Origin of the sequence: Kribbella sp. VKM Ac-2568 (assembly GCF_004345365.1) — a bacterium.
Classification (GTDB): domain Bacteria; phylum Actinomycetota; class Actinomycetes; order Propionibacteriales; family Kribbellaceae; genus Kribbella; species Kribbella orskensis.
On the sequence record NZ_SLVF01000005.1, the window covers coordinates 685329 to 693225 of the forward strand.

The 7897-nt window shown below is 68.1% G+C and carries 8 protein-coding genes; 4 read left to right on the forward strand and 4 right to left on the reverse strand.

The genetic code is table 11. The annotated features are described in order from the left end of the window. Positions 1-24 precede the first annotated feature (24 nt). Both EV648_RS17815 and EV648_RS17820 read left to right on the forward strand, forming a co-directional pair. Positions 25-771 carry an esterase family protein gene (locus EV648_RS17815; protein ID WP_132292203.1) on the forward strand — a complete coding sequence of 249 codons (747 nt, stop codon included), beginning with the start codon at positions 25-27 and terminating at the stop codon, positions 769-771. Between the two features lie 10 nt (positions 772-781). Beyond that, entirely contained in the window at positions 782-2020 is a 1239-nt protein-coding gene (locus tag EV648_RS17820) for a RimK family alpha-L-glutamate ligase (protein ID WP_132292206.1), read from the forward strand. Between the two features lie 6 nt (positions 2021-2026). Here the strand turns inward: EV648_RS17820 and EV648_RS17825 are convergent, their stop codons facing one another. The 3 genes from EV648_RS17825 to EV648_RS17835 are packed head-to-tail and all read right to left on the reverse strand — an operon-like array spanning position 2027 to position 3923. Continuing rightward, positions 2027-2362 carry a hypothetical protein gene (locus EV648_RS17825; RefSeq protein WP_132292209.1) on the reverse strand — a complete coding sequence of 112 codons (336 nt, stop codon included), beginning with the start codon at positions 2360-2362 and terminating at the stop codon, positions 2027-2029. Continuing rightward, a complete protein-coding gene (locus EV648_RS17830; protein ID WP_132292212.1) occupies positions 2359-3396 on the reverse strand; it encodes a serine hydrolase in 1038 nt (345 codons plus the stop codon). Before EV648_RS17830 ends, EV648_RS17825 begins: the two co-directional genes overlap by 4 nt. 2 nt (positions 3397-3398) lie before the next feature. Continuing rightward, positions 3399-3923: a helix-turn-helix transcriptional regulator gene (locus tag EV648_RS17835; protein WP_241995305.1), complete on the reverse strand. Its 525-nt coding sequence runs from the start codon at positions 3921-3923 to the stop codon at positions 3399-3401. A 61-nt stretch (positions 3924-3984) separates the two neighbouring features. Between EV648_RS17835 and EV648_RS17840 the strand changes: the two genes are divergently transcribed. Then, on the forward strand, positions 3985-4854 hold the full coding sequence (locus tag EV648_RS17840; RefSeq protein ID WP_132292215.1) for an amidohydrolase family protein: 870 nt from the start codon (positions 3985-3987) through the stop codon (positions 4852-4854). Here the strand turns inward: EV648_RS17840 and EV648_RS17845 are convergent. Then, on the reverse strand, positions 4840-5625 hold the full coding sequence (locus EV648_RS17845; protein ID WP_132292218.1) for an epoxide hydrolase N-terminal domain-containing protein: 786 nt from the start codon (positions 5623-5625) through the stop codon (positions 4840-4842). The genes EV648_RS17840 and EV648_RS17845 overlap by 15 nt on opposite strands. A 345-nt stretch (positions 5626-5970) precedes the next feature. Between EV648_RS17845 and EV648_RS17850 the strand changes: the two genes are divergently transcribed. Next, on the forward strand, positions 5971-7800 hold the full coding sequence (locus EV648_RS17850; RefSeq protein ID WP_132292222.1) for a glycoside hydrolase family 2 protein: 1830 nt from the start codon (positions 5971-5973) through the stop codon (positions 7798-7800). The last annotated feature ends 97 nt before the right edge of the window (positions 7801-7897 follow it).

Sequence of the window (7897 nt, forward strand, 5' to 3'; positions counted from 1 at the left end):
ACACTAGGACAGGGGTGAGGCCGGATGGAGCGTGAGCAGGTCGAGCTGGAGGCTCCCGGGCTGGACCGGCCCGGCACGCTGATCCGCTATGGCCATTACGGTCGTCCGGTCCTGGTGTTCCCCAGTGAGCAGGGCCGCGCCTGGGACTACGAGAACAACGGCATGGTCGGAGCCGTCGCCGACCTGATCGACGCCGGCCGGGTCAAGCTGTACTGCGTGGACTCCTACGACCACCAGAGCTGGTCCGACCGCAGCATCCCGCTGGAGGACCGGGCTCGTCACCACGGGCGCTACGAGTCGTGGATCCTCAACCAGGTCGTCCCGGCGATCGGCAGCGACACCCCGGGCGCCTCCGACATCATCACCACCGGCTGCAGCCTCGGGGCGTTCCACGCGCTCAACTTCGCGCTCAAGCGGGCCGACCTGTTCCCGATCGCGATCTGCCAGTCCGGCAACTACGACGCGTCCGCCTGGCACGCCTGGGGCGAGCGCGGCGACGCGATGTACTTCAACAACCCGGCGGACTACCTGCCCAACCTGGACGGCGACCACCTGGAGTGGCTGCGCAGCCGCGTCTTCCTGCTGCTCACGGTCGGCCAGGGCGACTGGGAGACCAACCCGACCGGCTCTCTGCCGTCCGCCCGCGCCACGGCCGCAGTACTGGCGTCCAAGGGCATCCCGCACGAGCTGGACCTCTGGGGACACGATGTAGCTCACGACTGGCCCTGGTGGCGCAAGCAGCTCGCCCACCACCTTCCCCGCTTCTGTTAGGAGTCCCACCGTGGCTGACCGCTCACAGCACCTGATCGGCTTGTTGCTCGGCGCCGAGGAGGACTGGCCGCAGGCGTTCGAGGCGCTGCTGCGGCAGGTCGGCCCGGTCAAGGACGCCGCCGGCACCACGCACGAGTTCGGCACCGAGCGGCTCGCCATCGAGCCGTTCGACCTGAACGACCCGGTCCGGGTCGGCCTGGTGATCGACCGGCTGGCGTACTGGTACTACCACCCGCGCGAGTGGCTGAAGAAGGCCGCGCTGATGAACGGCACCTATCTGCTCAATTCACCGTTCACCTTCCAGGCGATGGAGAAGCACAGCGCGTACTGCGCGATGCTCCGGCTGGGCCTGAAGATCCCGCGGACCGTGCTGGTGCCGTACAAGAACCCGGTGGACAACGTGCGCTGGGCGTACACGTCGGCGAAGTACAACAAGTCCTTCGACCTCGACGCGATCGCGGACGACCTCGGCTACCCGATGTACATGAAGCCGTTCGACGGCGGCGGCTGGCGCGGGGTGTCGCGGATCAACAACCGCGACGACCTGCACCAGGCCTACGACGAGTCCGGCGAGATGCTGATGCACCTGCAGGCCACGGTCGAGTACGAGAAATTCGCCCGGGCGCTGTCGATCGGCGCCGAGACGATGGTGATGGACTTCCAGCCGGACGAGCCGATGCACAACCGGTACGCCGTCTCGCACGACTTCCTCAGCCCGTCCGCCGGTCACCAGGCGGTCGCGATCAGCCGGATCGTGAACGCCTTCTTCGGCTGGGAGTTCAACTCCTGCGAGATGCTGGTGAACGGCGATTCGGTGCACCCGATCGACTACGCGAACGCCTGCCCCGATGTCGCGGTCACCTCGCTGCACTACTACTTCCCGTGGGCCATCGGCGCCTTGGTGAAATGGTCGATGTTCTCCCTCGCCACCGGCCGCCGGACCAAGGTCGACCTGCACACCGAGCGGTACTTCGCGATCGCCGACGACGACTCCCTCGACTACGACGCCAAGATCGAGGCCTACCTGGCCCTGGCCGACGAGTACTTCGAGACCGCGAGGTACCAGGAGTGGTGCGCCACCAACCTGCCCGACTTCGACGAGCAACTCGTCGCCTGGGTCTCCGGCCCGGACTTCGACCGCATCCTCACCGAGACGGTCGCGGCCACCTACCCGGCCCACGAGCAGGACAAGTTCCTGGCCCACTTCCGCGGCCTCACCGGCCTCTGGGTCACCGACCAGTCGAGGTAGGCAGCGTCAGAGGAGTATTGCCACGAGGGCGGCGGCGATCACCAGTTGGAGGGTGGCTGAGAAGGCGCGGAGCTGAGGGCGTTTCGAGCTGAGCCAGGTGAGGTCGGGCCAGGCTCGGCCGGTGAGCGCGACGGCCACGGCGAACAGGCCGAGGCCGATCAGCCAGAGCCACGGCGGGAACTCCTGCCAGTCGACCGTAGTCCGGGCGAAGAGCAGGAAGAGGACGCCGGCCGCCAGCACGATCAGGAGGTCGAGACGGTCGCGGAGCCGCTTCGTGGAGATCTGCCAGATCGCGAGCAGCGGATAGGCGATCACCAGCGCCAGCAGGATGATGTCCCTCATGGCGCCGCCAGCAGTTCCTGGGCGAAGTCGTCGACGTCGGCAGCGACATCCGACAGCACCACCACCGCTCGTTTGCGTTCCAGGTCGAGGCCGACGAAGGAGCGGTAGCCGCCGGTGCCGCCGTTGTGCCAGACCATCGCGTGGTCGGTCCCACGCAGCGGGCTGGTGATCCAGAACAGGCCGATCTTGTCGCCGTCCTCGAAGTCCCGTTTGGGCGCCAGCGCCTCGACGCCGATTCCGCGCAGTCGTGACTGCAGCAACAGCGCGAGGTCTCCCGAGCTCGACACCACGCCGCCGGCCGGTGCGTAGCCGTCCTGGATCCACGGCGCTTCCATCCGGCCGCCCGAGCTGTAGCCCTCGGGTGCCGCGCCGGCCTCGCTGGTGGGCACGGTGGTTTCCTGCATCTGGAGCGGGTCGAGGAGCCGCTCCCGCAGCAGCTGCGGATAGCTCTTGCCGGCCTTGCGCGCGAGTGCCTGCCCCAGCAGCGCTCCACCGAGATTCGAGTACTCCGGTTGGCCGCGTCCGCCGGTTCCCGCCGACCGTGCCTGCGCGAGCAGATCGTCGACGTCGTACGGGTAGGGATTGCCCGCGCTCAGGCTGGCCACGAATGACCGCGTGGCGGCGAATGGATTCGTCGAGGTCCTCGGCAGGCCGGAGTAATGGGTCGCCAGGTCCTCCAGCGTCACGCCGGCGGCCTCGGTGTCGCCCAGCGGCAGCAACGATCCGACCTCCTGGTCGAGCTTCACCTCACCGCGCCGGATCGAGTCGGCCAGCAGCAACCCGGTCATCGCCTTGCTGACCGAGCCGATCTCGAAGCGGCTGTGCTCGTTCGCCCCGCGCCCGGCGAACGCCATCGAGTTGTCCCCGATCACCGCGATGGCCAGGCGATGGCCCGGACCCTCGTAGTGCTCGTCGATGAAGTTCTGCAGGGTCAGGTCGCCTGTTCGCGCGGAGTCCAGCTGCAAAGTCCGGGGCCGGATCAACCAGCCTCCGACCAGCACGGCCACCGCTACCAGGACGGCGATCAGTTTCATGCTTACCTCTCCAGGGCCACCAGGATCGCCAGCAGGGCGACGACCCGGGTCGGGGGTACAGCGAAGCTGCCCCGACTCGGGCTGTGCAACCAGCCCTCGGCGGTCAACTGCCGTAGATGGTGGTAGATCTGCCCGCTCGTGCCAAGACCTTCGACCGCACTGAGCGCGCTGACCGTGGTCCGGCCGTGCACGATCTCCCGCAGCAGCGTCAGCCGTACCGGGTTGCCGAGCGCCGCCAGGGCCGAAGCCCGCTGGGACCAGTCCGCCTCCAGTACATCGGGCGTCGTGCGGCCGTACTGCCAATCGATCTGCCGGTCGTTCGGCAGGGTCACGCTGCCGGTGTAGAGCACGGCACCGGGTGGCGGCACTCGCTCCTTCAGCGCCGCGAGCGCGAAGAAGGCCTCGGGATCGAGGCCGGCCGGCAGTACCTCCCCGTCCTCGGGCCGAAGCCGTGGCGCGGCCGCGGACTCCAGTGCGGCGATCCGCCGCTCCAGCTCCTCGAGCCGGTTATCCACAGCTTCTTCCACATTGTGGATAGTACGTAGTTACGTAGCTATTGCAAACACCGAAGCTCTCTAAAGTAGGCGGGTGCGCGATGACGAGGTGCCGGGCTGGTGGCAGCGGTTGGGGTTGAGCGGACTCGTGGACGTGCACGTCCACTTCCTGCCCGACTCTGTGATGAACGCGGTCTGGTCGTACTTCGACCAGGCTGAGGAGCACTACAGCGTGGCCTGGCCGGTGACGTACCGGACGCCGGTGGCTGATCGGCTCGCCACGCTCGAGGCGTTGGGCGTCCGGGCCTTCCCGGCGCTGGTGTACCCGCACAAGCCGGACATGGCCGCATGGCTCAACACCTGGGCCCGGGAGTTCGCCGCGCAGACACCCGGCTGCGTCCCGAGCGGGACGTTCTACCCGGAGCCGGGCGCCTCGCAGTACGTGAAGGAGGCGTTGGAGCTCGGGACCCGGATCTTCAAGGTGCACGTCCAGGTCGGGGGCTACGACCCGCGCGACGAGGAGCTCGACGCGGTGTGGGGCCAGCTGGCCGAGGCCGGAGTACCGGTGGTGGTGCACTGCGGGTCCGGGCCGATCCCCGGCAGTCATACCGGTCCCGGGCCGATGGGCGAGGTACTACGGAAGCACCCACGCCTGACCGCGGTGATCGCGCATCTGGGGATGCCGGAGTACGCCGAGCACCTGGAGCTGGCCGAGACCTACCCCAACGTGCACCTGGACACCACGATGGCCTGCACGCCGTTCACCGAGGCGATGGCGCCGATGCCGCGTGACCTGCTCCCGCGCTACGCAGCCCTGCAGGACCGGGTCGTGCTCGGCTCGGACTTCCCGAACATCCCGTATGAGTACGCGGTACAGCTGGAGTCGCTGGAACGGCTGGAGCTGGGTGACGAGTGGTTGCGAGCTGTCTGCTGGGAGAACGGAGTACGGCTACTCGGCGGGTAGCTGCGCGGCGAACCAGGCCAGGGTGAGCCCGGTGAGGATCGCGTCCCGGTCGAGGTCCAGGTTGACCAGCTGGGCGTTCCAGGCGAGCAGTGCGGTGCTCAGGACCAGCGCGGACACCCGCTGACCCTCGTTGAACGCGGTGAGGTTCTCGTTGAACCAGCGCACCTCGGCCAGCTCCGACGCGTCGAGCCCACGCTGCTGGGCCCGCGCCTCGGTGACCTCCGTGTACGCCGGGGTCGCGCTGACGCCGAACCGGTCGTCGCCGACCTGGTAGTGGTCGTACCCGAGGCGGCGCATCAGCTCGTCCCAGCCGGCGGCGCTGCGCTGGCTCGGTGAACCTTCGGGCGGTCCGGCCAGAGCGGTCCAGGCGATCGAGGGGATGACCAGGTGGAAGGTCCCCTGTGCCTCATACGGCACCGCGGCGTCGAGGACGTCCATCACCCCACTGGGCCAGGCGTGGGTGAGCAGCACCGGCCGGGCGTCGGGGTCGGCCGAGCGGAGGTGCAGGAAGTGCAGGAACTGGCCGGAGATCTCGGTGGTGTAGTGGTCGTAGGTGTTCAGCCGGGCCTCGTGCTCGCGCCAGTCGTAACCGTTGAGCCAGTAGTCGAGCAGATCGTCGGCGTACACAGCGGGCACGATCCGATCCAGGCCGGCCGCGATGTAGTCGCCACCATCCCGGAACGCGCGTAGCCGCTGGTACAGCGCGTCGAGATCCCCTTGCGGCACGCGCAGCCGCAGCTCGCGGATCTCTGCCGTCTGCTCAATCCCCACCCATCGACCTCGCACTCCCCCCGCCTCGACCCCCGGCACGCCGACCGCGCCGTCTCCCAGCATGACGCCTCCGACCGACGGTTTGTTCGGGGCCTCAGGCAATCTGTCGGCCATTTGCAGCTTGTTGCAACGAACAAAGCTTGCGAACCCTCTCACCAGGTGACGAACGGGACGGGCCCTGGGTTACGCGACCGCCTTGGCAACAAGGTGACATCTGGCCTGCACCAGAGTTCGCCAGAGTCCGCGAGAGCCTGTCCGAGGCTTGGGCACGGACCATTGCTGGCGCTCATTCCAACGTTGTACTGTCGTCGGCGACCGCATCCCTCCACCTCTCGGGAGTCCTCGATGCCCAGCACCCCGCCCAGCTCGCAACCTCGCTCCGAGCACCCCCGGCCGCAGTTCGTCCGGCCCGACTGGCTCTGCCTGAACGGCGAGTGGCAGTTCGAGATCGACCGGTCCGACTCCGGGCTGGAGCGCGGCGTGGCGAATCGCGAACTGCAGCAGCGGATCGTCGTGCCGTTCGCACCCGAGACCGAGCTGTCCGGGATCGCGAACGTCGATTTCCTCGAGGCAGTCTGGTACCGGACGACGGTGGCCATCCCGGCCGGCTGGGCCGGCAACCACGCGATCCTGCACTTCCAGGCCGTCGACCAGGACGCCACTGTCTGGGTCAACGGCGTCGAGGTGGTCCGGCACCGCGGCGGCTTCACCCCGTTCAGCGCGGACCTGTCCGGCGTCGCGTCACCGGGCGAGGAGGCCACGATCGTGGTCCGCGCCCGCGACAGCCGGTACGGCGTACAGGCACGGGGCAAGCAGACCACCAAGTACTTCAACTCCGGGTGCCACTACACCCGGACCACCGGCATCTGGCAGACCGTGTGGCTCGAGGCGGTGCCGGAGGTCCACCTGCTGCGGCCGCGGATCACCCCGGACGTGGCCGGCTCGACCTTCCACGTCTCGGTGCCGATCTCGGCGAACAAGCCGGGCTGGAAGGTCCGGGCGATCATCTCCGACGGCACCGGCAAGGTTGCCACGGCCGAGGTCCGCGCTGACCTCGATCTCGCGCCGCGCCTGGTCCTGCCGATCCCCGCCGACCGCGTCCGCCGGTGGGACACGACGGACCCGCACCTGTACGGCGTACGGCTGGAACTGGTGGATGCCGACGGCGCCGTGGTGGACGGGGCCGACAGTTATGCCGGGCTGCGGTCCGTGTCGATCAACGGCCAGGCCGTGCTGATCAACGGCAAGCACGTGTTCCAGCGGCTCGTGCTGGACCAGGGCTACTGGCCGGAGAGCCTGATGACGGCTCCTTCGGAGGAGGCACTGGTCGCGGACATCGAGCTCAGCCTGGCCGCCGGGTTCAACGGCGCGCGGCTGCACCAGAAGGTGTTCGAGGAGCGGTACCTGTACCACGCGGACCGCCTGGGCTACCTGGTCTGGGGCGAGTTCGGCGACTGGGGCGGGAACGTTGCCGAGGGCACCCAAGAGAACAACCAGCAGCCGACCGCGTCGTTCGTGACCCAGTGGCTCGAAGCGGTCGAGCGCGATTACAACCACCCGTCGATCATCGGCTGGTGCCCGCTGAACGAGACGCACCAGTTGCTGCACGACCGGATCACCCAGCTGGACGACGTGACCCGGGCGATGTTCCTGGCCACCAAGGCGGCGGACGTCACCCGGCCGGTGCTCGACGCGTCCGGCTACTCGCACCGGGTGCCGGAGACGGACATCTGGGACTCGCACAACTACGAGCAGGACCCCGTCGAGTTCGGCAAGCAGATGGCCGGCCTCGCCGACGGTACGCCGTACGGGAACACCGGTGGTTCGGAGGATCGGTCGATCTCGCAGGCGTACAACGGGCAGCCGTACTTCTGCAGCGAGTTCGGCGGCATCTGGTGGAACCCGGAGGCAGCTGCGGCGGCCGCCGGCAACAACACGAACGAGTCATGGGGCTACGGCCAGCGGGTCAAGGACGAGGGCGACTTCTACGAGCGCTTCACCGGGCTGGTCGACGTACTGCTCGACAACCCGCTGATGTTCGGCTACTGCTACACCCAGCTGACGGACGTCTTCCAGGAAGAGAACGGCATCTACCGCTTCGACCGCTCCAACAAGCTGGACGTGCCTCGCATCCAGAGCATCCAGACGCGCGCGGCGGCGTACGAGAAGGACTGAAGCTCTAGACGCATTTTCCGCATTGCGATGAGTTGAGTGTCGTCACGATCGCGCTGTCAGGCTGTTGCCGTGGCGGCGCGATCTGTTGTGTTGCGGG

Bases quoted from the DNA above. Each gene is read 5' to 3' on its own strand.
- EV648_RS17815 (WP_132292203.1), top strand. From the start codon at position 25: ATGGAGCGTGAGCAGGTCGAGCTGGAGGCTCCCGGGCTGGACCGGCCC.
- EV648_RS17825 (WP_132292209.1), bottom strand. From the start codon at position 2,362: ATGAGGGACATCATCCTGCTGGCGCTGGTGATCGCCTATCCGCTGCTC.
- EV648_RS17830 (WP_132292212.1), bottom strand. From the start codon at position 3,396: ATGAAACTGATCGCCGTCCTGGTAGCGGTGGCCGTGCTGGTCGGAGGC.
- EV648_RS17850 (WP_132292222.1), top strand. From the start codon at position 5,971: ATGCCCAGCACCCCGCCCAGCTCGCAACCTCGCTCCGAGCACCCCCGG.